Source organism: Streptomyces sp. NRRL F-5727 (genome assembly GCF_000719555.1).
GTDB lineage: Bacteria > Actinomycetota > Actinomycetes > Streptomycetales > Streptomycetaceae > Streptomyces.
Window position 1 is genome coordinate 116,336 of sequence record NZ_JOGX01000003.1, and the last position, 21,574, is coordinate 137,909.

General features: G+C 72.1%; 17 protein-coding genes and 1 riboswitch. Of the genes, 11 read left to right on the top strand and 6 right to left on the bottom strand.

What is annotated here, in order from left to right:
- Positions 1–174 precede the first annotated feature (174 nt).
- The 3 genes from IF73_RS0103205 (at position 175) to IF73_RS0103215 (ending at position 2,024) form a co-directional block, all read left to right on the top strand.
- Positions 175–393 carry a DUF5326 family protein gene (locus IF73_RS0103205; protein ID WP_031003165.1) on the top strand — a complete coding sequence of 73 codons (219 nt, stop codon included), beginning with the start codon at positions 175–177 and terminating at the stop codon, positions 391–393.
- A gap of 287 nt (positions 394–680) precedes the next feature.
- The gene (locus tag IF73_RS0103210; RefSeq protein WP_234338140.1) at positions 681–1,445 is read left to right on the top strand and encodes an IclR family transcriptional regulator; all 765 of its coding nucleotides are present in this window, start codon (positions 681–683) and stop codon (positions 1,443–1,445) included.
- Positions 1,446–1,583: 138 nt separating this feature from the next.
- Entirely contained in the window at positions 1,584–2,024 is a 441-nt protein-coding gene (locus tag IF73_RS0103215) for an SsgA family sporulation/cell division regulator (RefSeq protein ID WP_030493805.1), read from the top strand.
- A gap of 190 nt (positions 2,025–2,214) precedes the next feature.
- Here IF73_RS0103215 and IF73_RS0103220 read toward each other — a convergent pair whose 3' ends face one another.
- Positions 2,215–3,594: a YibE/F family protein gene (locus IF73_RS0103220; protein ID WP_420706532.1), complete on the bottom strand. Its 1,380-nt coding sequence runs from the start codon at positions 3,592–3,594 to the stop codon at positions 2,215–2,217.
- Positions 3,595–3,665: 71 nt separating this feature from the next.
- A riboswitch (TPP riboswitch) is annotated at positions 3,666–3,800 on the top strand.
- Here IF73_RS0103220 and thiC point away from each other — a divergent pair.
- Positions 3,795–5,606, top strand: coding sequence for a phosphomethylpyrimidine synthase ThiC (gene thiC / locus IF73_RS0103225; protein ID WP_031003171.1), 1,812 nt, complete (start codon positions 3,795–3,797; stop codon positions 5,604–5,606). Its footprint overlaps the riboswitch before it by 6 nt.
- Before the next feature lie 63 nt (positions 5,607–5,669).
- On the opposite strand, the gene IF73_RS0103230 is transcribed toward thiC, so the two are convergent.
- The 3 genes from IF73_RS0103230 to IF73_RS0103240 all read right to left on the bottom strand — a co-directional run bounded on the left by IF73_RS0103230 (position 5,670) and on the right by IF73_RS0103240 (position 9,211).
- Positions 5,670–6,299: a hypothetical protein gene (locus IF73_RS0103230; RefSeq protein ID WP_031003173.1), complete on the bottom strand. Its 630-nt coding sequence runs from the start codon at positions 6,297–6,299 to the stop codon at positions 5,670–5,672.
- A 162-nt stretch (positions 6,300–6,461) separates the two neighbouring features.
- On the bottom strand, positions 6,462–7,787 hold the full coding sequence (locus IF73_RS0103235) for a metallophosphoesterase (protein WP_031003175.1): 1,326 nt from the start codon (positions 7,785–7,787) through the stop codon (positions 6,462–6,464).
- A gap of 317 nt (positions 7,788–8,104) precedes the next feature.
- Complete coding sequence (locus IF73_RS0103240) at positions 8,105–9,211, bottom strand: LacI family DNA-binding transcriptional regulator (protein WP_078867917.1); 1,107 nt, start codon at positions 9,209–9,211, stop codon at positions 8,105–8,107.
- A 391-nt stretch (positions 9,212–9,602) separates the two neighbouring features.
- On the opposite strand from IF73_RS0103240, the gene hisC reads away from it, so the two are divergent.
- Entirely contained in the window at positions 9,603–10,700 is a 1,098-nt protein-coding gene (hisC, locus tag IF73_RS0103245) for a histidinol-phosphate transaminase (protein WP_031003179.1), read from the top strand.
- A gap of 35 nt (positions 10,701–10,735) precedes the next feature.
- Here the strand turns inward: hisC and IF73_RS0103250 are convergent, their stop codons facing one another.
- Complete coding sequence (locus IF73_RS0103250) at positions 10,736–11,110, bottom strand: cyclophilin-like fold protein (RefSeq protein WP_031003181.1); 375 nt, start codon at positions 11,108–11,110, stop codon at positions 10,736–10,738.
- A 204-nt stretch (positions 11,111–11,314) separates the two neighbouring features.
- Between IF73_RS0103250 and IF73_RS0103255 the strand changes: the two genes are divergently transcribed.
- The 4 genes from IF73_RS0103255 to IF73_RS0103270 all read left to right on the top strand — a co-directional run bounded on the left by IF73_RS0103255 (position 11,315) and on the right by IF73_RS0103270 (position 19,203).
- Complete coding sequence (locus tag IF73_RS0103255; protein ID WP_031003182.1) at positions 11,315–12,832, top strand: cytochrome ubiquinol oxidase subunit I; 1,518 nt, start codon at positions 11,315–11,317, stop codon at positions 12,830–12,832.
- Between the two features lie 18 nt (positions 12,833–12,850).
- On the top strand, positions 12,851–13,852 hold the full coding sequence (cydB, locus tag IF73_RS0103260) for a cytochrome d ubiquinol oxidase subunit II (RefSeq protein WP_031003183.1): 1,002 nt from the start codon (positions 12,851–12,853) through the stop codon (positions 13,850–13,852).
- 69 nt (positions 13,853–13,921) lie between these two features.
- Positions 13,922–17,470, top strand: coding sequence for a thiol reductant ABC exporter subunit CydD (gene cydD / locus IF73_RS0103265; protein ID WP_031003185.1), 3,549 nt, complete (start codon positions 13,922–13,924; stop codon positions 17,468–17,470).
- 20 nt (positions 17,471–17,490) lie between these two features.
- Complete coding sequence (locus IF73_RS0103270) at positions 17,491–19,203, top strand: GAF domain-containing protein (protein WP_031003187.1); 1,713 nt, start codon at positions 17,491–17,493, stop codon at positions 19,201–19,203.
- Between the two features lie 76 nt (positions 19,204–19,279).
- Here IF73_RS0103270 and IF73_RS0103275 read toward each other — a convergent pair whose 3' ends face one another.
- The gene (locus IF73_RS0103275) at positions 19,280–20,194 is read right to left on the bottom strand and encodes a Cof-type HAD-IIB family hydrolase (protein ID WP_051716497.1); all 915 of its coding nucleotides are present in this window, start codon (positions 20,192–20,194) and stop codon (positions 19,280–19,282) included.
- A 53-nt stretch (positions 20,195–20,247) separates the two neighbouring features.
- Here IF73_RS0103275 and IF73_RS38495 point away from each other — a divergent pair, with 53 nt between their 5' ends.
- Together IF73_RS38495 and IF73_RS0103285 are read left to right on the top strand one after the other, a co-directional pair.
- On the top strand, positions 20,248–20,625 hold the full coding sequence (locus IF73_RS38495; protein WP_078867918.1) for a MarR family transcriptional regulator: 378 nt from the start codon (positions 20,248–20,250) through the stop codon (positions 20,623–20,625).
- Positions 20,622–21,524 (top strand): LLM class flavin-dependent oxidoreductase, encoded by a 903-nt coding sequence (locus tag IF73_RS0103285; RefSeq protein ID WP_031003191.1) that lies wholly within the window; start codon positions 20,622–20,624, stop codon positions 21,522–21,524. The genes IF73_RS38495 and IF73_RS0103285 overlap by 4 nt, the downstream gene beginning before the upstream one ends.
- Positions 21,525–21,574: the final 50 nt, after the last annotated feature.

Consider the following 21,574-nt stretch of genomic DNA (forward strand, 5'->3'; position numbering starts at 1 on the left):
GGGAACGGGGGGCCGACTCGGGGTGGGACCGTGAATCCTCCCTGATTCCCCTAGGGGGTGGATCAGGGGAGAGCCCGGGCCCCGGAGCCCCTGCGGCGCCGGTCCGCCGCCTAGCCTTGACCGTGTCCGGGACGCAGGCTTCCGGACGGGGCTTCGAGAGCGAGGGAGAGAGCCATGGCCGTACAGGAGATGCTCGCGGGACTGCCGTGGTGGGTGAAGTGGGTCGCGATACCCGCTCTGGTCCTGCTTGTCTTCGGCGGATTCATCACCAGCGTCCTCACCTTCGTGATCAGTCTGCTGTTCAAGGTGCTGCTGTTCGTCGCGCTCGTGGCCGGACTCATCTACGCCGTACGGAAGTTCGGCAGCCCGAAGAAGTCGGACCGCGACTGGTAGCACAAGCTACTCATCGGTATTCGGCGTCTGCCGGGCGTTAGCCCGGCAGGGGGAACGCGCTGGTGGAAACAGGGTGGGGGGTGAGGACGAGCCACTAGAGTGGCAGATCTCCGCCGAGTCGGGGCTACGGGCGTAGATCTCCCGGCAGACCAGCGGTTTCCCGCTCGTCCCTGAGGGGTCCGATCCGTCGGACCCCATCGGTGTCCCAGGCCCGGCGGGAGCGCGGGGGCGGCCCCCGCGAGCGGGTGCGACGCATCCGTTGTCACGCCTGGGGGTGACCTTTGGCCATGGCTATGCAGACAGCTGCGCCGACGCTGATCGGCTCGGTGCAGCGGGCGCTGAGACTTCTGGAGGCCGTGGCCTCCCACGCGGACGGTGCCCCCGCCAAGCAGCTCGCCCGGGAGACGGGCCTTCCGCTGCCCACGACGTACCACCTGCTCCGCACCCTGACGCACGAGGGCTATCTGGTCCGCGACAAGGGCGTCTTCTATCTGGGGGAGGCAGCCGCCCGGCTGGCCGGCGGCGGGGCTGTGCAGAATCGTCGCACCAAGATCGAGGACTCCCTCGCCCACTGGCGGGACGAGATCGGTGTGCCGGTCTACTTCGCGCTCTACCGCGAGGGCGAGATCGAACTCGTCTCCGTCGCGGACACCCCCAACTCCCCCGCCGTCGAGGAGTGGGCCGACTTCCGGGAGACCGGCCACGCCCACGCGATCGGGCAGTGTCTGCTCAGCCAACTCGATCTGAGATCTCGTCAAGACCACCTCGACCGCCACCCGGTGGAAGCCATCACTCCGTACACGGTGCGTAACCGGCAGGTGCTTTTGGATCGTTTGGCCGGTTTGGGGCGAATGGAACCCCTGGTGGAGCGTCAGGAATATGCGCTCGGCACGGTTTGCGCGGCCATCCCCATCACGGTGGGCTCCACGGCGGCCACTCTGGCCATTTCCCTCCCGCTTCACCAGGAAGAACGGTTGCTCCCAGCAGTCGAGCGGCTACGTACCGAGATCGGAAGCCTCTTCAGTTCGCTCGCCTTCTCTATCAGTATCTGAAAAATCACTCCTTGTGATCCGCTAGCGCGTACAGCACGATTGCGTCAAGAGGGCCACGGGGGATCATTCCTGGCCGTTTCGGTCACAGCTTTCAGCAGCTGTGTTTACACAACTGCTCCATCTACTGCGGGGTACATGATGCGAGAGTCGGTTCAGGCCGAGGTCCTGATGAGCTTCCTCGTCTCGGAGGAGCTCTCCTTCAAGATCCCGGTCGAACTGCGATACGAGACCCGGGATCCCTACGCGGTGCGGATGACCTTCCACCTTCCCGGAGACGCGCCGGTGACCTGGGCGTTCGGCAGGGAGCTGCTGCTCGACGGGATCAACCGCCCGAGCGGGGACGGCGACGTCCACATCGCCCCGACCGACCCCGAGGGCCTGTCGGACGTCTCCATCCGGCTCCAGGTGGGCGGTGACCGCGCCCTCTTCCGCGCCAGCGCCCCGCCGCTCGTCGCCTTCCTCGACCGTACGGACAAGCTGGTCCCGCTCGGTCAGGAACAGACACTGGGCGACTTCGAGGACAGCCTGGAGGCCGCGCTCGGCCGGATCCTCGCCGAGGAGAGCGCCGGCCCGGCCTGACCCCGGCGCCCCCTCCGTACGGCCGTCGCCCGCGCCTCCTCCGTACGGCTCCCGACCCGACCCGACCCGACCCGACCCGGTCCGAGCCGACCGACCCGACCCGGCCTGACTCCGGCCCGAGCCGACCGACTCGGTCGACCCGATCCGACCGACCTGACCCGCCCCGCTCCGTACGGCCGCCGCGCGCCCGTCACTTGGCGCGGCGCCGGCGTCCGCCGCGGCCCGGCGGCCGGCCGCCGGCCTCCTCCGACGGGCGGTCGGCCGACACGACCAGCGCCGCGAGCGCCGTCGTGACCGGCACAGAGGCGACCAGGCCGATCGATCCCACCAGGGTCCGGACGATCTCCTCCGCCACCAGCTCGCTGTTGGCCACCGTCCCCATGCTGCTGTCCGCGATGGTGAAGAGCAGCAGCAGCGGGAGCGAGGCGCCGGCGTAGGCCAGGACCAGGGTGTTGACCACCGAGGCGATGTGGTCGCGGCCGATCCGGATCCCGGCCCGGTAGAGCGCGCGCGGACCCATGCCGGGGTCGGCCTGGTGCAGCTCCCAGACCGCCGAGGTCTGGGTGACGGTCACGTCGTCCAGAACACCGAGCGAACCGATGATCACACCGGCGAGCAGCAGGCCGGACATGTCGATCTCCGGGTAGAGCCCGTGGATGAGCCCGGTGTAGTCGTCGGTGTTGCCGCTGAGCGAGGCCCAGCCGATGAAGAAGGACCCGAGCAGTCCGATCAGCAGCAGCGAGATCAGCGTGCCCAGGACGGCGACCGAGGTGCGGGCCGACAGGCCGTGGCACATGTAGAGCGCGAGCAGCATGATCGCGCTCGATCCCACCACCGCCACGATCAGCGGGTTCGAACCCTCAAGGATCGCGGGCAGGATGAAGAGCGTCAGCACCAGGAAGCTCACCGCGAGCGCGATCAGCGCCATCACGCCGCGCATCCGGCCGACGAGCACGACCGCGAGCGCGAAGATGGCGGCGAGGACCGCCATCGGCACCTTCCGGTTGACGTCCGTCACCGAGTACTGCAGGTCCTTCGGGGCGTCGGGGGCGTAGGCGACGACCACGCCCTGCCCCTCCTCCAGCTGGCGCGGGGCGTCCGGCTGCACGATCTCGGTGAACCGGCGGCCCTTGTCCGGACCGCTGGTGACCTCGATCGTCGCCTTCGCGCACTGGCCCTGCTGGGCGTTGACCGCCTCGCGACCCTGCGGGGTGGAGGTGTCGCCGGTGGGCGGCACCTGCGCCGCGTTCACGTCCCTGCAGTCCACCTGCTCGACCGCCACGACCTTGCCCTGCTCGGTCTGCCGGTCGAAGCCGACCCCGGTCCGCTCGTGCGCCGGCGTGCCCCCGGGCCAGAGCACCAGGAGACCGACGACGACGGCGGTGGCGAAGGGAATCAGGACGGCCGCGATGACCCTGCGCAGATGGCGGGAGACCGGCGCGGCCGGCCCGTGGCTGTGGCTGTGACCATGGCCGGAACCGTGGTCCGGTCCGGGCCGGCCGACACCGTGCCCGTGCTCGTGGCCGTGCTCGTGGCCCTGCGGATCGGGGGACTGCTGGGGGGAAGTCACCGACCGATCATCGCAAGAACGGTGGGGGCCCACTGTTCAGCACGCCCGGGATGGCGCTAGCCTCGTGACACCTTTGCACACGCGGGAGCTCGGAGCACCGGGCTGAGAGGGCGCTGATCACCGTACGCACGTACGGGAGGAGGCTGCGCCGACCGCCGAACCTGTTACCGGGTAATGCCGGCGTAGGGAGATTCGGTCTCATGACCATTCAGGATGCACGCACGCCTGCCTCCGACCAGAACGACGGCCAGGGCAACGGCCAGAACGACGGCCAGGGCGAGCGCACGCCGGGCTGGCACAAGGGGTACGTCGAGGGCTCCCGCCCCGACATCCGGGTGCCGGTCCGTCAGGTGCACCTCACCAACGGCAAGGACGTGACGCTGTACGACACGTCCGGCCCGTACACCGACCCCGCCGTCGACACCGACGTCCGCCGGGGCCTGCTCCCGCTCCGCGAGAACTGGATCATCGCGCGCGGCGACACGGAGGAGTACCCGGGCCGACCGGTCCGCCCCGAGGACGACGGCATCAAGCACACCTCGCCGCGCGGCGGCGGGCTCAGGAACCTCGACGCGGTCTTCCCCGGCCGCCCGCGGCTGCCCCGCCGGGGCCGCGCCGGGCAGGCCGTGACCCAGCTCGCGTACGCCCGCCGGGGCGAGATCACCCCGGAGATGGAGTACGTGGCGATCCGGGAGAACGTCTCCCCCGAGGTCGTCCGCGAGGAGATCGCGGCGGGCCGCGCGGTGCTGCCGGCCAACGTCAACCACCCGGAGATCGAGCCGATGATCATCGGCAAGCGTTTCCTGGTGAAGGTCAACGCCAACATCGGCAACTCCGCCGTCACCTCCTCCATCGAGGAGGAGGTGGAGAAGATGACCTGGGCGACCCGCTGGGGCGCCGACACGGTCATGGACCTGTCCACCGGCCGCAACATCCACACCACCCGCGAGTGGGTGCTGCGCAACTCCCCCGTGCCGATCGGCACCGTGCCGCTCTACCAGGCCCTGGAGAAGGTCGACGGCAAGGCCGAGGAGCTGACCTGGGAGATCTACAAGGACACGGTCATCGAGCAGGCCGAGCAGGGCGTGGACTACATGACCGTGCACGCCGGCGTACTCCTGCCGTACGTGCCGCTCACCGCGCGCCGCAAGACCGGCATCGTCTCGCGCGGCGGCTCGATCATGGCCGCCTGGTGCCTCGCGCACCACAAGGAGAACTTCCTCTACACGAACTTCGAGGAGCTCTGCGAGATCCTGGCGGCGTACGACGTCACCTACTCGCTCGGCGACGGGCTGCGCCCCGGCTCGATCGCGGACGCCAACGACGACGCCCAGTTCGCGGAGCTGCGCACGCTCGGCGAGCTCAACACGATCGCCAAGCGGCACAACGTGCAGACGATGATCGAGGGCCCGGGCCACGTCCCGATGCACAAGATCAAGGAGAACATCGACCTCCAGCAGGAGATCTGCGAGGAGGCGCCGTTCTACACGCTCGGCCCGCTGACCACGGACGTCGCGCCCGCGTACGACCACATCACCTCCGGCATCGGCGCCGCGATGATCGCCTGGTGGGGCACGGCGATGCTCTGCTACGTCACGCCCAAGGAGCACCTCGGCCTGCCGAACCGCGACGACGTGAAGACCGGCGTCATCACGTACAAGATCGCGGCCCACGCGGCGGACCTGGCGAAGGGCCACCCGGGCGCCCAGGAGTGGGACGACGCCCTCTCCGACGCGCGCTTCGAGTTCCGCTGGGAGGACCAGTTCAACCTGGCCCTCGACCCGGACACGGCTCGTGAGTTCCACGACGAGACGCTGCCGGCGGAGCCCGCGAAGACGGCCCACTTCTGCTCGATGTGCGGCCCGAAGTTCTGCTCGATGAAGATCTCGCAGGACATCCGCCGGGAGCACGGCGGTGACCTGAAGAAGGAGGAGATCGAGGCCGGCATGGCCGAGAAGTCGGCGGAGTTCGCCGCTTCCGGCAACCGCGTCTACCTGCCGATGGCGGAGTAGCGGCCGGTCGTACGGGACACACCCCGGCCCGCGGTCCACGGGGGGATCGCGGGCCGGGGTGTGTCACGGGGGCGGCGGAGCCGGGTCGGGGCCGGTGGCGGTGAGGGCGGCCTGGAGGAAGGGGATGACGCCGCGTTCCAGGAGGGCGTGGCGCCAGGCGGCGCGCGCCCGGGTGAGTTCGTCGTCGGGGGTGTGGGTCTCGGCGGGGCTGTTGCGGAGGGCGGTACGGAGCAGGCCGGCGCCCGCGCAGAGCAGACCGGCGGCGGCGAGGGCGCCGAAGACCAGGCCCGCGGTGAGCAGCGTGGTGCCGAGGGCGGCCGTCGGGGCGAGCAGCCGGACCACGGCGCCGACCAGCAGGAAGATCCCGGCGGCCGTGCCGGCGAGGACCGGGACGAGGACGGTGAGGACCGCGACGGCGCCCGGTGACTCGTCGGGCGCGGTGGTCCGGGGGCGGTTGGACGCGGCGCGGTGCTGCTCGCGGACCTTGACGAAGTGCTCGTACTCGCTGGCGGCTGCCGCGGTGATCAGCGCTGTCGCGTTCAGCGCCATCACCCGGAGCTGGGCGGCCGTCAGTCGGGCGCCGGCTCCGGCGAGTTCCGGCCGTTCCGGTGCGGTGCGCAGTGCGTCGTCGAGGACGCGCTCGTACTCGGCGCGGTCCTCGGTCAGCAGGTGCGGAGCCACGTTCATGTGCATCCCCCGATGCTCGGTGGGCCGGGACCGGCCGTGGAGCACGGGCGGTCCGGGCGGAAGCGGAGGAGAGCCTGCCTACCTGGGGAGCACGATGGTAGGGCCGTGACCGGGCGCGCTGACAGGGGGTTTCCGGAAATCGCCTGCCGCGGATGCGCTGGGTGAGAGTCAGTCCCCCAGCGGGAGTTGGACCACCAGCAGTTTTCCGGCCATGGTGACGCCGCCGTCCATGGCGATGGCCAGCCCGTCGGCGTAGACGTGCGGGCCGTCGACGGCCGGGCGGGAGTCCTCCTCGCCGTCCTCCGTGCCCACCTGGCCGAGGAGGTAAGGGATCGGGCTGTGGCCGTGCACGACCCGCGAGCCGCCGTAGGTGCCGAGCAGCTCCTGGACGGCCTGGGGGCCCGACTCGTCGCGGAAGGCGAAGCGCTTGGTGAACTTCCGGAAGAGGTCCCAGACCTCGTCGGCGTCGTTGCGCCGGAGGATCTCGTGGACGGTCTCGTTGACGTCCTCGATGGTCTGGCCGTAGTCGAGGTACGCGGTGGTGTCCGAGTGCAGCAGCAGGTGGCCGTCCTCGTGGACGACCGCGTCGAGCCGGGACATCCACTGGAGGTGCACGTCCTGGAGGCGGTCCATGTCGTGCTTCTGCCCGCCGTTGAGCAGCCAGGCGGCCTGGAAGGTGGCGGTGCCGGCGCCGGAGTTGACCGGGGTGTCGCCGAAGCGCTTGGCGCCGATGAGGAGCAGCTCGTGGTTGCCCATGAGGGCCTTGCAGTAGCCGCCGGCGGCGGCGGCCTCGGCGGAGAGCCGCATGACGAGGTCGATGACGCCGATGCCGTCGGGGCCGCGGTCGGTGAAGTCGCCGAGGAACCAGAGCCGGGCGTTGCCCGCGGCCCAGCCGCCGTTCTCGTCGACGAGGCCCTGGGCGCGCAGGGCGGCGACGAGTTCGTCGAGGTAGCCGTGGACGTCGCCGACGACGTAGAGCGGGCCCGGGCCGTCCCCGGCGGGGGCGGGCGCCGGCGCGGCGGCCGGGGCGACGGGGACCTGGAGGGTGTCGCCGCGCTGGATGACCGGGAGGTCGCGCGCGGTGGGGGTGTAGCCGTCCGGGAACTCGTCGGGGTAGCCGCCGGAGTGGGCCGCGGTCACGGTGACGCCGGGTTCCGCGTACGGGGCCGGCGCCTCGGGGAGCGGGGCGGGGGCGGGGTACGCGGCGGGCTCGGGGCGCGCGAGGGGCTCCGGGCGCGCGGGCGGTTCCTGGTGGGTGACCGGCTCCTGGCGGGCGCCCGGCGAGGGGAAGCCGACCGGGTCCGGGAACGCGGCCGGGCGGGTGCCCAGCTGCAGCGTGGGGTCGGCGGGCGGAACGGGCGCGGTGGGTGGGACGGGCGCGGCGGGCGGCTCGGCCGGGTGGCCCTGCACGGGCACGCGGGCGTACGGGGGTACGCGGAAGTCACGCAATGTCGCCGTGCGCTCCACGGGATCCTGACCGGCCCCCTGAGTCATCGACCCCTCCACCACCGTCGCGATGCCCTGCACATCGCGGACCGGCCTGGTCGGGGTGGTCCGCGGTGTCGTGCGCCCATCATAGGAATGAGGGTCCGCCTGTGTGACGCACCAGGGGTGGTGAATCCGGGTTCGCTCCGGGTTCACCGGTTGTTTCGCCCGAATTGAGAAGGTCCAGTCCAGGGTCGGGTACGGCGGGGTGGCCGGTTTCGGCGTCTCCGCCCACGGGCAGGGGCGGGACGGCGAGTCGTTCGTGCGTTCGTGCGGTTGTGTGCGTCCGGCCGCTCCTTCGGCGCGGCCGGAGTCCGGCGGGGTGGTCAGTCCTTCGCGGGCGAGCGCGGCGGGCTGACGGTCGTCCGCGGCGAGCGGCGCTGCGAGGAGGTGCGGACGATGAGTTCGGTCGGTATCACCTGCTCGACCGGGCCGTCGCTCTCGATCCCCTCGATGGCGTCGATGAGGAGCTGGACGACGGCGGTGCCGATGCGGCGCGGTTTGAGCGAGAGCGTGGTGATGGGCGGTTCGGTGGTGGCGTAGACGGTGGACTCGCTGCAGCACACGATCAGCAGGTCGTCGGGGACGCGCAGGCCGTAGCGGCGGGCGGCGGCGAGGAGGTCGGTGCCGTTGGGGTCGAAGAGGCCGTAGACGGCGTCGGGACGGTCCGGGCGGGCGAGCAGCCGGTCGGCCGCGACGGCGCCCGCGCACGGGTCGTGCGCCGGGTATGCCTCGTAGACGGGGTCCTGTCCGACCCGCTCGCACCAGTTGAGGTACGCGGTGGTGGAGAGGCGGGTGTACGTGTCGGTGGTGGTGCCGGTGAGGAGGCCGATGCGGCGGGCGCCGGCGTCGGCGAGGTGGTCGAGGAGGTCGAGGACGGCGGCCTCGTGGTCGTTGTCGACCCAGGCGGTCACCGGGAGCGTGCCGGCGGGGCGTCCGTCGGAGACGACGGGGAGGCCCTGGCGGACGAGCTCGGTGACGACGGGGTCGTGGTCGGAGGGGTCGATGACGACGGTGCCGTCGAGGGCGACGTTCGACCAGACGTCATGGCGTGAGGTCGCGGGGAGGATGACGAGGGCGTAGCCGCGGGCGAGCGCGGCCGAGGTGGCGGCCCTGGCCATCTCCGCGAAGTAGGCGAACTCCGTGAAGGTGAAAGGTTCATCCCCGTACGTGGTCACGGTCAGGCCGATGAGTCCCGACTTCCCGGTGCGGAGCGTGCGGGCCGCCGCGGAGGGGCGGTAGCCCAGCCGGTCGGCGACCTCGCGGACGTGTCGGCGGGTGGCGTCCGGGAGTCGGCCCTTGCCGTTGAGCGCGTCGGAGACAGTCGTGATGGAGACCCCGGCGGCGGCGGCCACGTCCCGGATGCCTGCCCGGCCCTGCCGGCTTCCCCGGGTCTGTGCCCGGCTCACCTGGTGCTTCCCTGCTGCTGTCATGGCGAGCCGATAGTAGGGCGATGAGGGGTGGGTGAGACGGCCGCATATGCGGGCGTTGACAGGCACGTTTCTGCAAGGCCGAGGGGTGCCAATGGTGCTGTAATCCAAGGTAGTTGAGGGGTTTTCCATGCGACTCGATGTCGTCCGATGGGATGGGCCTGGCGTGGGGGCGAGGTCTCGAAGAGGTCTCAACTCACCTCTACGGGGGATGCGCGCCACGGCGCTCGCCACCAGCGCGCGCCACCCGTGCGCGCGCCCCCTCGGCCCGGGAGGGCCGCCGGGCGGGTTTTCCACAGCGTTGCAGGGCTGTTGTCCACAGCCCATTCGCAGCGGGCGGGAATCCTCATAAAGTGAGAAGCATTGGCGGTACGGACGGTCGAGGAGGCCACCTGTGAGCGAGACCAGCGGGACGAGCAAGCCCACCCCGAAGCTGCGCGCCGAGCTGGACGGCGTCCCCACCTACAAGCCGGGCAAGCCGGCCGCCGCGGGCGGCCCGGTCGCCTTCAAGCTGTCCTCGAACGAGAACCCCTACCCGCCGCTGCCGGGTGTGATGGAGAGCGCGCTGGCCGCCGCCGCGAGCTTCAACCGCTACCCGGACATGGCCTGCACCGAGCTGTCGGCGGAGCTGGCCGACCGCTTCGGCGTCCCGGTCTCCCACATCGCCACCGGCACCGGCTCGGTCGGCGTCGCCCAGTCGCTGCTCCAGGCCACCTCCGGCCCGGGCGACGAGGTGATCTACGCCTGGCGCTCCTTCGAGGCGTACCCGATCATCACGCAGATCAGCGGGGCCACCTCGGTGCAGGTGCCGCTGACCGACGACGAGACGCACGACCTCGACGCGATGGCCGCGGCGATCACCGACCGGACCCGGCTGATCTTCGTGTGCAACCCCAACAACCCCACGGGCACCGCGGTGCGCCGCGAGGAGCTGGAGCGCTTCCTGGACCGGGTGCCCTCCGACGTCCTGGTGGTGATCGACGAGGCGTACAAGGAGTTCGTCCGCGACACCGACATCCCGGACGGCGTCGAGCTCTACCGCGACCGGCCGAACGTGGCGGTGCTGCGCACCTTCTCCAAGGCGTACGGCCTGGCCGGGCTGCGGGTCGGCTTCGCGATCGCCCATGAGCCGGTGGCGGCGGCGCTGCGCAAGACGGCGGTGCCGTTCGGAGTGAGCCAGCTGGCGCAGGACGCGGCGGTGGCCTCGCTGCGCGCCGAGGACGAGCTGCTCGGGCGGGTCGGCTCGCTGGTGGCGGAGCGCGACCGGGTCCGCGCGGGGCTGGTGGCCCAGGGCTGGACGGTGCCGGACGCCCAGGCGAACTTCGTCTGGCTGCGGCTCGGCGAGCGGACCGTGGACTTCGCGGCGGAGTGCGAGCGGCACGGCGTGGTGGTGCGGCCGTTCGCGGGGGAGGGCGTGCGCGTCACGATCGGCGAGACCGAGGCGAACGACCTGTTCCTGAAGGTGGCGGAGAGCTTCCGCCAGGGGTCCTGACGGATCCGACAGCGGTGGCGCCGGCCCCTGACGGGTCAGGCGCGTTCCACGCGGATCGGGTCGCCGTCGCGGACGGTGGCCAGGATCCGCGGGTCGTCGTCGAGCGAGCCCAGCAGATTGCAGGGGCTCGCCAGGCGGCACTCCTCGCCCCGGGAGATCGGGGTGGGTCCGTAGGGGAGGGCGAGGGCGTCGCCGTCGGTCCAGAAGGCCACCGTGCCGGGATCGACGACCTGGCGCGCCCCGTCCTCGCGCGGCACGGAGACCGGCGTGTCGAAGTAGACCTCCTCGCCCCAGGTGCGGGCGGTGGAGACGATCGGCAGGGCCCCCAGGAGCGCGGTGCTCGTGGGGGTCTCGTCGAGGGTGGCCGTGGTGTGTCCGGCCGGCCAGCTGAGGCGTATGCGAAGGGTCACGGCCCGGATTCAACAATATGTTGAAGGGTCTTGGGAAGGTGTGACCTTCGGTACAGCCCCCCACCCTCCAGTACGGATTTCGTATGAGTCATAATGCTTGTGAATGTGAACGCGTTCACAAGCGTGTCCCTGTTCGTCCCATAAGAGGAGGGACTAAAGGGGCAAACTGCCGATGTGACCACGGCGACGTAAGGAGAAGACGACGTGGACCTCGCTTTGGCGCCCGAGACTCTGGCGCGCTGGCAGTTCGGCATCACCACCGTCTACCACTTTCTCTTCGTCCCGCTGACGATCTCCCTCGCCGCACTCACCGCCGGTCTCCAGACCGCCTGGGTCCGGACCGAGAAGGAGAAGTACCTCAGGGCGACGAAGTTCTGGGGAAAGCTCTTCCTCATCAACATCGCGATGGGCGTCGTCACCGGCATCGTCCAGGAATTCCAGTTCGGCATGAACTGGTCGGACTACTCCCGCTTCGTCGGTGACATCTTCGGCGCCCCGCTCGCCTTCGAGGCGCTCATCGCGTTCTTCTTCGAGTCGACCTTCATCGGCCTGTGGATCTTCGGCTGGGACAAGCTGCCGAAGAAGATCCACCTCGCCTGCATCTGGATGGTGTCGATCGGCACCATCCTCTCCGCGTACTTCATCCTGGCCGCCAACTCCTGGATGCAGCACCCGGTCGGATACCGCATCAACGAGGACCGGGGCCAGGGTGCCCGCGCCGAGCTCACCGACTTCTGGGCGGTGCTCACCCAGAACACCGCCCTCACCCAGTTCTTCCACACCATGACGGCCGCGTTCCTCGTCGGCGGCGCCTTCATGGTCGGCATCTCCGCCTTCCACCTGGCGCGCAAGCGGCACATCCCGGTGATGCGGACCTCGCTGCGGCTCGGCCTGATCACCCTGATCATCGCCGGCCTCGGCACGGCCATCAGCGGCGACATGCTCGGCAAGGTCATGTTCAAGCAGCAGCCGATGAAGATGGCCGCCGCCGAGGCGCTGTGGGACGGCGAGGCGCCCGCACCCTTCTCGATCTTCGCCTACGGCGACGTCGAGAAGGGCCACAACAAGGTCGCCGTCGAGATCCCCGGAATACTGTCCTACCTCGCCAACGGCGACTTCGACTCGTACGTCCCCGGCATCAACGACGTCAACAAGGCCGAGCAGGAGAAGTACGGCCCCGGCGACTACCGGCCCAACATCCCCGTCGCCTACTGGGGCTTCCGCTGGATGATCGGCTTCGGCATGGCCTCGCTCGCCATCGGCGTCGTCGGACTCTGGCTGACCCGCAAGAAGTTCCTCATCGCCCCCGGCCTGAGGACCGGTGAGGACGAAGTGCCGAACCTCGTCCTCTTCAAGAGCAAGGCGCTCAGCCCGAAGATCGGCAAGTGGTACTGGATCGTGGCCCTCTGGACCATGCTCTTCCCGCTGATCGCCAACTCCTGGGGCTGGATCTTCACCGAGATGGGCCGTCAGCCCTGGGTCGTCTACGGCGTGATGCGCACCAGCGCCGCCGTCTCCCCCGGCGTCTCGCAGGGCGAGGTGCTCACCTCGATGACCGTCTTCACCACCCTGTACGCGATCCTCGCCGTCATCGAGGTCAAGCTCCTCGTGAAGTACGTGAAGGCCGGCCCGCCGGAGCTCACCGAGGACGACCTCAACCCGCCCACCAAGATCGGCGGGGACACCCGTGACCCCGACCGGCCCATGGCCTTCTCGTACTGAGGCTCAGGAGATCGAGGCATGGAACTCCACGACGTCTGGTTCGTACTCATCGCCGTCCTCTGGACCGGCTACTTCTTCCTGGAGGGTTTCGACTTCGGGGTCGGCATCCTCACCAAGCTGCTCGCCCGGAACCGGCCCGAGAAGCGGGTCCTCATCAACACCATCGGACCCGTCTGGGACGGCAACGAGGTGTGGCTGCTGACCGCCGGCGGCGCTACCTTCGCCGCCTTCCCCGAGTGGTACGCGACCCTCTTCTCCGGCTTCTACCTGCCGCTGCTGATCATCCTGGTCTGCCTCATCGTCCGCGGTGTCGCCTTCGAGTACCGGGCCAAGCGCCCCGAGGAGAACTGGCAGCGCAACTGGGAACAGGCGATCTTCTGGACCTCCCTGATCCCCGCGATCCTGTGGGGCGTGGCCTTCGGCAACATCGTCCGGGGCGTGAAGATCGACGGGAACATGGAGTACGTCGGCACCTTCTGGGACCTGCTCAACCCGTACGCCCTCCTCGGCGGGCTGGTGACGCTCACCCTCTTCACCTTCCACGGCACGGTCTTCGTCGCGCTCAAGACGGTGGGCGACATCCGGACCCGGGCCCGGTCGCTCGCGGTGACGCTGGGCCTGGTCACGGCGGCGCTCGCGCTCGCCTTCCTGATCTGGACCCAGGTCGACACGGGCGACGGCTGGAGCCTCGCGGCGATGCTGATCGCCGCGGTCTCCCTGGTCGGCGCGATCGGAGCCGTCAAGGCGGGACGCGAGGGCTGGTCGTTCGCGCTCTCGGGGGTGACGATCGCCGCCGCGGTTGCGATGCTGTTCCTGGCGCTCTTCCCGAACGTCATGCCGTCCTCGCTCGACCCCGCGTGGAGCCTGACGGTGACGAACGCGTCGTCGAGCCCGTACACGCTCAAGATCATGACCTGGTGCGCGGCCATCGCCACGCCCCTGGTCCTGCTCTACCAGGGGTGGACCTACTGGGTCTTCCGCAAGCGGATCGGCACCCAGCACATCGCCGACGCCCACTAGGCGCTGTCACACCGCAGCTCGCACCAGAGCTCGCACCAGGGCTCCCGTCAGGGCTCACATCAGAGGGGCATGTTTCACGTGAAACCGATCGACCCGCGTCTGCTCCGGTACGCCCGGGCGACCCGCTTCTTCCTCGTCGCGGTCGTCGTCCTCGGCCTGGTCGGGGCGGCGCTGGTCATCGCCCAGGCGATGCTCATCGCCGAGATCGTGGTCGGCGGCTTCCAGCGGGGCCTCTCGGTCTCCGCCCTGACCACTCCCCTGCTGCTGCTCGCCGGGGTCGCGCTGGGGCGGGGGCTCGTCTCCTGGCTGACCGAGCTCGCCGCCCACCGGGCGAGCGCGGCGGTCAAGTCCGAGCTCCGCGGCCGGCTCCTGGAGCGGGCCACCGCCCTCGGCCCCGGCTGGCTCGGCGGGCAGCGCACCGGCTCGCTCATCGCGCTCGCCACCCGCGGCGTCGACGCGCTCGACGACTACTTCGCCCGCTACCTGCCCCAGCTCGGCCTCGCGGTCGTCGTCCCCCTCGCGGTCCTCGCGCGGATCGTCACCGAGGACTGGGTCTCGGCCGCGATCATCGTCGTCACCCTGCCGCTCATCCCGGTCTTCATGATCCTCATCGGCTGGTACACCCAGGCCCGGATGGACCGGCAGTGGAAGCTGCTCTCCCGGCTCTCCGGCCACTTCCTCGACGTCGTCGCCGGACTGCCCACCCTCAAGGTCTTCGGCCGGGCCAAGGCCCAGGCCGCCTCGATCCGTGCCATCACCGCCGACTACCGGCGGGCGACCATGCGCACCCTGCGGATCGCCTTCCTGTCCTCCTTCGCCCTGGAACTGCTCTCCACGCTGTCGGTGGCGCTCGTCGCCGTCACCATCGGCATGCGGCTCGTCCACGGCACCCTCGACCTCTACACCGGCCTCGTCATCCTGGTCCTCGCCCCCGAGGCGTATCTGCCGCTGCGCCAGGTCGGCGCCCAGTTCCACGCGGCGGCGGAGGGGCTCGCGGCGGCCGAGGAGATCTTCGAGGTCCTGGAGACGCCGGTGCGCTCCGGCGGTACGCGGGCGGTGCCGGCCGAGCCGCGGCTGGAGCTGGACCGGGTGACGGTCCGCCACGCGGGGCGCGCCGCACCCTCGCTGGACGCCGCGAGCCTGACCGTGGAGCCGGGGGAGACGGTGGCGCTCGTCGGCCCGAGCGGCGCCGGGAAGTCGACCCTGCTCGACGTCGTGCTCGGCTTCGCGGAGCCGGAGGAGGGCGTAACCGTACGGGTCGGGGGCGTGGACCTGGCGGAGCTGGACCTGGACGCCTGGCGGTCGCGGATCGCGTGGGTGCCGCAGCGGCCGTACCTCTTCGCCGGGACCATCGCCGAGAACGTGCGGCTCGCCCGGCCGGAGGCCGGTGACGAGGAGGTGCGGCGGGCGCTGCGGGACGCCGGGGCGGACTCCTTCGTCGACGGGCTGCCCGAGGGCGCCGCGACCGTGCTCGGCGAGGACGGGGCGGGGCTCTCCGCCGGTCAGCGCCAGCGGCTCGCGCTGGCACGGGCCTTCCTCGCGGACCGGCCGCTGCTGCTGCTCGACGAGCCGACGGCGGCGCTGGACGGCGAGACCGAGGCGGGGATCGTCGACGCGGTGCGGCGGCTCTCCGCGGGGCGGACCGTGCTGCTGGTCGTGCACCGGCCGGCGCTGCTGGCCGTGGCGGACCGGGTGGTGACGGTCGGAACCGCCGCCGAGGCGGTCGGCTCCGGTGCGGCGGTGGGCGCCGCACGGACGCCGACCGGCCCCGCCGCCGCGCCTGTCCCGGACATGGTGCCCGCCGCGGCGGAGCCCGTATCCGCGTCCGGACAGGGCGTCCTCGCCCGCGTGCGCGGAATGGCCGGGGAGCTCAAGGGGCGGATGGGGCTCGCGCTGCTGCTCGGGAGCCTGGCGCTCGGCTCGGCCGTGGGGCTCATGGCCGTGTCCGGGTGGCTCATCTCGCGGGCCTCGGAGCAGCCGCCCGTGCTGCACCTGATGGTCGCCGTGACCGCCACCCGCGCCTTCGGCATCGGACGGGCCGTCTTCCGGTACGCCGAGCGGCTGGTCTCCCACGACGCCGTGCTGCGGATGCTCGCCGAACTCCGCGTCTCCGTCTACGCCCGGCTGGAGCGGATCGCCCCCGCGGGGCTGCGCCGCGCCCGCCGCGGCGATCTGCTCGCCCGGCTCGTCCACGACGTCGACGCCCTCCAGGACTACTGGCTGCGCTGGCTGCTCCCGGCCGGTGCCGCGCTCGTCGTCGGGCTCGGCGCGGTCGGCTTCACCGGCTGGCTGCTGCCCGAGGCGGGCGCCGTGCTCGCGGTGGGCCTGCTCGTGGCGGGCGTGCTCGTGCCGCCGCTGGGCGCCGCGCTGGCCCGGCGGGCCGAGCGAAGGCTCGCCCCGGCGCGCGGGGCGCTCGCGACTGCCGTGGCCGATCCGCTGCGCGGCTGCGCCGAACTGACCGTGGCGGGTGCGCTGCGGGACCGGCTCGACCGGGCGCGGGCCGCCGACGGCACCCTCACCCAGATCGCCTCCCGGCAGGCCGCCGCGGCCGCGCTCGGCGCCGGGCTCTCCGCCCTTGTGTGCGGGCTGACGGTGGTCGCCGCGGCCTTCGTCGGCGTGCAGGCGGTCCGGGACGGGCGGCTCGACGGGGTCGCCCTCGCGGTCGTCGTCCTCACCCCGCTCGCCGCGTTCGAGGCCGTGACCGGGCTGCCGCTGGCCGTCCAGTACCGGCAGCGGGTCAGGCACAGCGCCGAGCGGGTCTTCGAGGTGCTGGACGCGCCCGTCCCCGTCCACGAGCCGGCGGTGCCCGCCGCTCCCCCGGCCGGGCCGTTCCCGCTGGAACTGGCCGGTCTCGGGGCCCGGTACGCCGGGCAGGACCGGCCCGCGCTCGACGGCTTCGCGCTCACCCTGGACGCCGGGCGGCGGGTCGCCGTCGTCGGCGCCTCCGGCTCCGGCAAGACCACGCTCGCCCAGGTGCTGCTGCGGTTCCTGGACGCGGAGGCGGGGACGTACCGGATCGGCGGTGTGCCCGCCCGGGAGCTCGACGGCGACGCCGTACGCCGCTTCGTCGGGCTGTGCGCGCAGGACGCGCACCTCTTCGACAGCTCCCTCCGGGAGAACCTGCGGCTGGCCCGCACCGACGCGAGCGACGAGCAGCTGCGGGAGGCGCTGCGCCGGGCCCGGCTGCTCGACTGGGTGGACGGCCTCCCCGACGGGCTCGACACCCTCGTGGGCGAGCACGGTTCGAAGCTCTCCGGCGGGCAGCGGCAGCGGCTCGCGCTGGCCCGCGCCCTCCTCGCCGACTTCCCTGTCCTCGTCCTCGACGAGCCGGCCGAGCACCTGGACCTGGCGACCGCCGACGCGCTCACCGACGACCTGCTGCGCGCCACCGAGGGCCGTACCACCGTCCTCATCACCCACCGGCTGCGCGGACTCGACGCCGTCGACGAGGTGGTGGTCCTGGACGGCGGCCGGACCGTGCAGCGCGGACCGTACGCCGAGCTCGCCGCCGAGGACGGGCCGCTGCGGCGGATGCTGGAGCAGGAGCGGGCCGCCGACCTCCTCCTCGCGGGAGCCGCCGCGACCGGCGCCGACCGTCCGACTTTTCTCTCTAAATAGGACTAACTAGGCTCGACGCCATGACCGCCGCCACGCCCGACTCCCCGGACCCCCTGCTCACCGCCACCGAGGCCACCCGCAGCCTCCAGGGGCTGTCGACGGAGCTGACCGCCCGCGTGCCGCAGCTGCTCGAAGCGATGCGGTCGGTGGGCAGCGGTCTGGAGCTGCACACCACCCTCGACCGGATCTGCGAGACGGCCGCCGAACTGGCCGACGCCCGCTACGCGGCCATCGGCGTCGTCGACGACGAGGGCAAGGGGCTCTCGGACTTCGTCACGTACGGCGTCGGCGACGACGTGGCCCGCCGCATCGGGCGCCGCCCCGACGGGCACGCCGGGCTGCTCGGCGCGCTCATCCGCGAGCCGCGCACGATCCGGCTGACCGACCTCGCCACGGATCCGCGGTCGGCCGGCTTCCCGCCCGGCCACCCGGTGATGCGGACCTTCCTCGGCGTTCCCATCCGCGTCCAGGGCGAGATCTTCGGCAACCTCTACCTCGCGGAGAAGCGGGGCGGCGAGCAGTTCAACGACTACGACGAGCACATGGTCCGGGTCCTCGCCACCGAGGCCGGCATCGCCATCGGCAACGCCCGCCTCTACGAGGCCGCGCGCCAGCGCGAGCGGTGGATCGACGGCTCGGTCGCCGTCACCACCGCCCTGCTCTCCGGCGGCGACGCCGACGACGCCCTCGCCGTCGTCGCGGAGCAGGCCCGGCGGCTCGCCGACGCGGACGCCGGGATCGTGCTGCTCCCGGCCGAGGAGGGCGGCCTGGAGATCGTCGCCGTCTCCTCGCCCCGGCCCACCAAGTCCCTCGGCGTGGTGATCCCGCCGGAGAGCCAGGTCGTGGAGCTGCTCCTGGAGGGCGAGGCGGTCTTCGTGCAGGACGCCTCCACCGACCCGCGCATGATCAGCCGGCTGACCTCGCCGTACGGGCCGAGCATGCTGCTGCCGCTGCAGAGTGGTGGGCGGGTGCTGGGCGCGCTCGCGATGCCGCGCGCCCGGGGCGCCCGGCCGTTCTCGGAGGCCGAGCGGACCCTCGCCACCCAGTTCGCCTCGCAGGCGGCGCTCGCGCTGATGATGGCCGAGGCGCAGCGCGACCGGGAGCGGCTCGCGGTCTTCGAGGACCGCGACCGGATCGCCCGCGACCTGCACGACCTCGTCATCCAGCGGCTCTTCGCCACCGGGATGATGCTGGAGAGCGCCCAGCGGAAGGCGGTCGTGCCGGCCGTCCAGGAGGGCGTCGGCAAGGCCGTGGACGAGTTGGACGTGACCATCCAGGAGATCCGTACGGCGATCTTCGCGCTCCAGCAGGGACCGGCGGAGGCGCCGTCGGGGCTGCGGACCCGGGTGCTGCGGGAGATCAACATGGCGGCGGTGCCGCTGGGCTTCAAGCCCGCGCACCGCTTCCTCGGCGCGATCGACGCGACCGTCGGCGAGCTGACCGGCAAGAACCTGATCGCCGCGCTGCGCGAGGCGCTCTCCAACGCCTTCCGGCACGCCGGGGCGGGCCGGATCGAGGTCGTCGTCGACGCGACCGTCACCCTGCCGGACGGTTCGCCGGGGGTACGGCTCACGGTCGCGGACGACGGCGTCGGCCTGCCGGAGGGCGGCCGGCGCAGCGGCCTGCGCAACCTCGCCCGCCGCGCCGAGTCCCTCGGCGGGGCGAGCTGGTGCGGCCCGGGGCTCGCCGAGGACGGCGGGGGGACGTCGGTGGTGTGGGAGGCACCGCTCTAGCCCAGTCGGTCCTCCGGCCGTCCGTGGGTCCTACCGCCCCCCGGGCCTCGTGCCCTACCGCCCCCGGCCTCGTGCCCTACCGGCTCCCGGCCTCGGGGATCCGGCCCTCTTCGGCCAGGGCCGCCGGGTCCGTCGCGAGGGCTTCGGCGACGAGCTGCTCGATGACGACGGCGACGCCGTCCTCGTTGTTGCCGACGGTACGGCCCGAGGCGGCGGCGATCACGTCGGCGTGGGCGTTGCCCATCGCGTACGAGCGGCCGGCCCAGCTCAGCATCTCGATGTCGTTCGGCATGTCGCCGAAGGCCGCGACCTGGTCCGCCGTGATGCCGCGCTGCGCGCAGCAGAGCTCGAGCGTCGACGCCTTGGAGACGCCGAGGCCGCTGATCTCGATGAGCGCGTTGGGGCTGGAGCGGGTGAAGGATGCCAGGTCGCCGGCGGCCTCCCGGGCCGTCGCGAGGAAGACGTCGGGGTCGAGTTCCGGGTGCTGGGCGAGCAGCTTGAGCACCGGCGCGGCGGCGCCCGGCGCCTCCTCGTAGAGCAGCTTCTCGGCGGTGGCGACGCTGGCGCCGGGGTCGAGGAAGAAGGGCGGGTACTGCGGCTCGTAGTGGATCCCGGTGGTCAGCTCGACGGCGAAGCTCGTGCCGGGGGCGGCGGCCCGCAGGGCCCGTACGACGTCGAGCGCGGTGGGCCGGGGCAGCGGGCGGACCTCCAGGAAGGCGCCGCCCGCGTGCAGGTCCACGACGGCCGCGCCGTTGGCGCAGATGGCCAGGCCGTGGCCGTGGACGTGGTCGCTGACCACGTCCATCCAGCGGGCCGGGCGGCCGGTGACGAAGAAGACCTCGATCCCCGCGCGCTCGGCCGCGGCGAGGGCGGCGACGGTGCGCTCGGAGACGGATTTGTCGTCGCGCAGGAGGGTGCCGTCGAGGTCGGTGGCGATGAGCCGGACGGCGGGGCGGGCAGGGGCCGGGGAAGAGGGGCGGGGAGAGGTCACCTCCCCATGGTGCCGCACCGCGCGCACGTGCGTGCGGGTCCCCGCACATTTGAGTGGCGGCGCCTCCTCCCCGGGCGGGTCCGTCCGATCCGGGCCGCGGCCGGCACTCGCTCGCCGCGGGCCTGAGCGTGGTGCCGGGCCGCGTCGTCGCCCTCGTCGACAGCCTGGAGCAGAGGGGCCTGGTGGAGCGGCGGCGCGGCACCGAGGACCGCCGGAACTACGAGCTGTACGTCTCCGGTGCCGGGCACCGCGGCCTCGGCCGGGTCTCCGCGCAGCGGGCCGGCCGGACTTCTGAGGGAGCCGCCGGCCGGTCGGGCGGGGGCGCGCGTGCGGGAGGGGGCTTGCGCGCGTGCGGGAGGCGGCTTGCGTGCGTGCGGGGGCTTGCGTGCGAAAGGGGGCGCGGGGCGTTCCGACGTACGCTCGGGGCATGAGCCTGCGTCTGAGCACCGTGATCCTGCCCGTCGACCGTTGGCACGAGGGGGGCCGCGCCACCTGGCAGCGGGCCGAGGAGCTCGGCTTCCACGCCGCGTACACCTACGACCACCTGTCCTGGCGCAGCTTCCGGGACGGCCCGTGGTTCGGCGCCCTGCCCACCCTCACCGCCGCCGCGGCCGCCACGGACCGGCTGCGCCTGGGCACCCTCGTCACCTCGCCCAACTTCCGCCACCCGGTGACGCTGGCCAAGGAGCTCATCTCGCTCGACGACGTCTCCGGCGGCCGGGTCACCCTCGGCATCGGCGCCGGCGGCGACGGCTTCGACGCCACCACGCTCGGTCAGGAACGGTGGACGCCGAAGGAGCGGGCGGACCGCTTCGCCGAGTTCGTCCCGCTGCTCGACCGACTGCTCACCGAGGACGTCGTGACGGAGAGCGGCACGTTCTATTCGGCCGACGAGGCCCGCAACATCCCCGGCTGTGTGCAGCGCCCCCGGCTGCCGTTCGCGGTCGCGGCGACCGGCCCGCGCGGCATGCGGCTCGCCGCCCGGCACGGGCAGGCGTGGGTGACCACCGGCGACCCCAAGCTGTACGAGACGGGCACGGCGGAGCAGTCCGTGGAGGCGCTGCGCGGCCAGATCGAGCGGCTCGGCAAGGCGTGCGCGGACATCGGCCGGGACGTGGACGAGCTCGACAAGGTCCTGCTCACCGGCTTCACCCCGGAGAAGAACACGGTGCTCGACTCCCTGGAGCGGTTCGTGGACTTCGCCGGTGCCTACCGCGACCTGGGCTTCACCGAGATCGTCATCCACTGGCCGATCGAGGACTCGGTCTTCGCCGCCGACCGGTCCGTCTTCGAGACCATCGCCACGGAGGCCCTCGGCCGGCTCGGCTGACCCCCGGGCCGAGCGGTCCGGGTCCGAAAGGTGCGGGCTGTGCGAGCGGG

Bases quoted from the DNA above. Each gene is read 5' to 3' on its own strand.
- IF73_RS0103230 (WP_031003173.1), bottom strand. From the start codon at position 6,299: ATGCACATGAACGTGGCTCCGCACCTGCTGACCGAGGACCGCGCCGAG.
- cydD (WP_031003185.1), top strand. From the start codon at position 13,922: ATGTTTCACGTGAAACCGATCGACCCGCGTCTGCTCCGGTACGCCCGG.
- IF73_RS0103210 (WP_234338140.1), top strand. From the start codon at position 681: ATGGCTATGCAGACAGCTGCGCCGACGCTGATCGGCTCGGTGCAGCGG.
- IF73_RS0103215 (WP_030493805.1), top strand. From the start codon at position 1,584: ATGCGAGAGTCGGTTCAGGCCGAGGTCCTGATGAGCTTCCTCGTCTCG.
- IF73_RS0103240 (WP_078867917.1), bottom strand. From the start codon at position 9,211: ATGACAGCAGCAGGGAAGCACCAGGTGAGCCGGGCACAGACCCGGGGA.
- IF73_RS0103270 (WP_031003187.1), top strand. From the start codon at position 17,491: ATGACCGCCGCCACGCCCGACTCCCCGGACCCCCTGCTCACCGCCACC.
- thiC (WP_031003171.1), top strand. From the start codon at position 3,795: ATGACCATTCAGGATGCACGCACGCCTGCCTCCGACCAGAACGACGGC.
- IF73_RS0103235 (WP_031003175.1), bottom strand. From the start codon at position 7,787: ATGACTCAGGGGGCCGGTCAGGATCCCGTGGAGCGCACGGCGACATTG.
- cydB (WP_031003183.1), top strand. From the start codon at position 12,851: ATGGAACTCCACGACGTCTGGTTCGTACTCATCGCCGTCCTCTGGACC.
- IF73_RS0103285 (WP_031003191.1), top strand. From the start codon at position 20,622: ATGAGCCTGCGTCTGAGCACCGTGATCCTGCCCGTCGACCGTTGGCAC.
- IF73_RS0103205 (WP_031003165.1), top strand. From the start codon at position 175: ATGGCCGTACAGGAGATGCTCGCGGGACTGCCGTGGTGGGTGAAGTGG.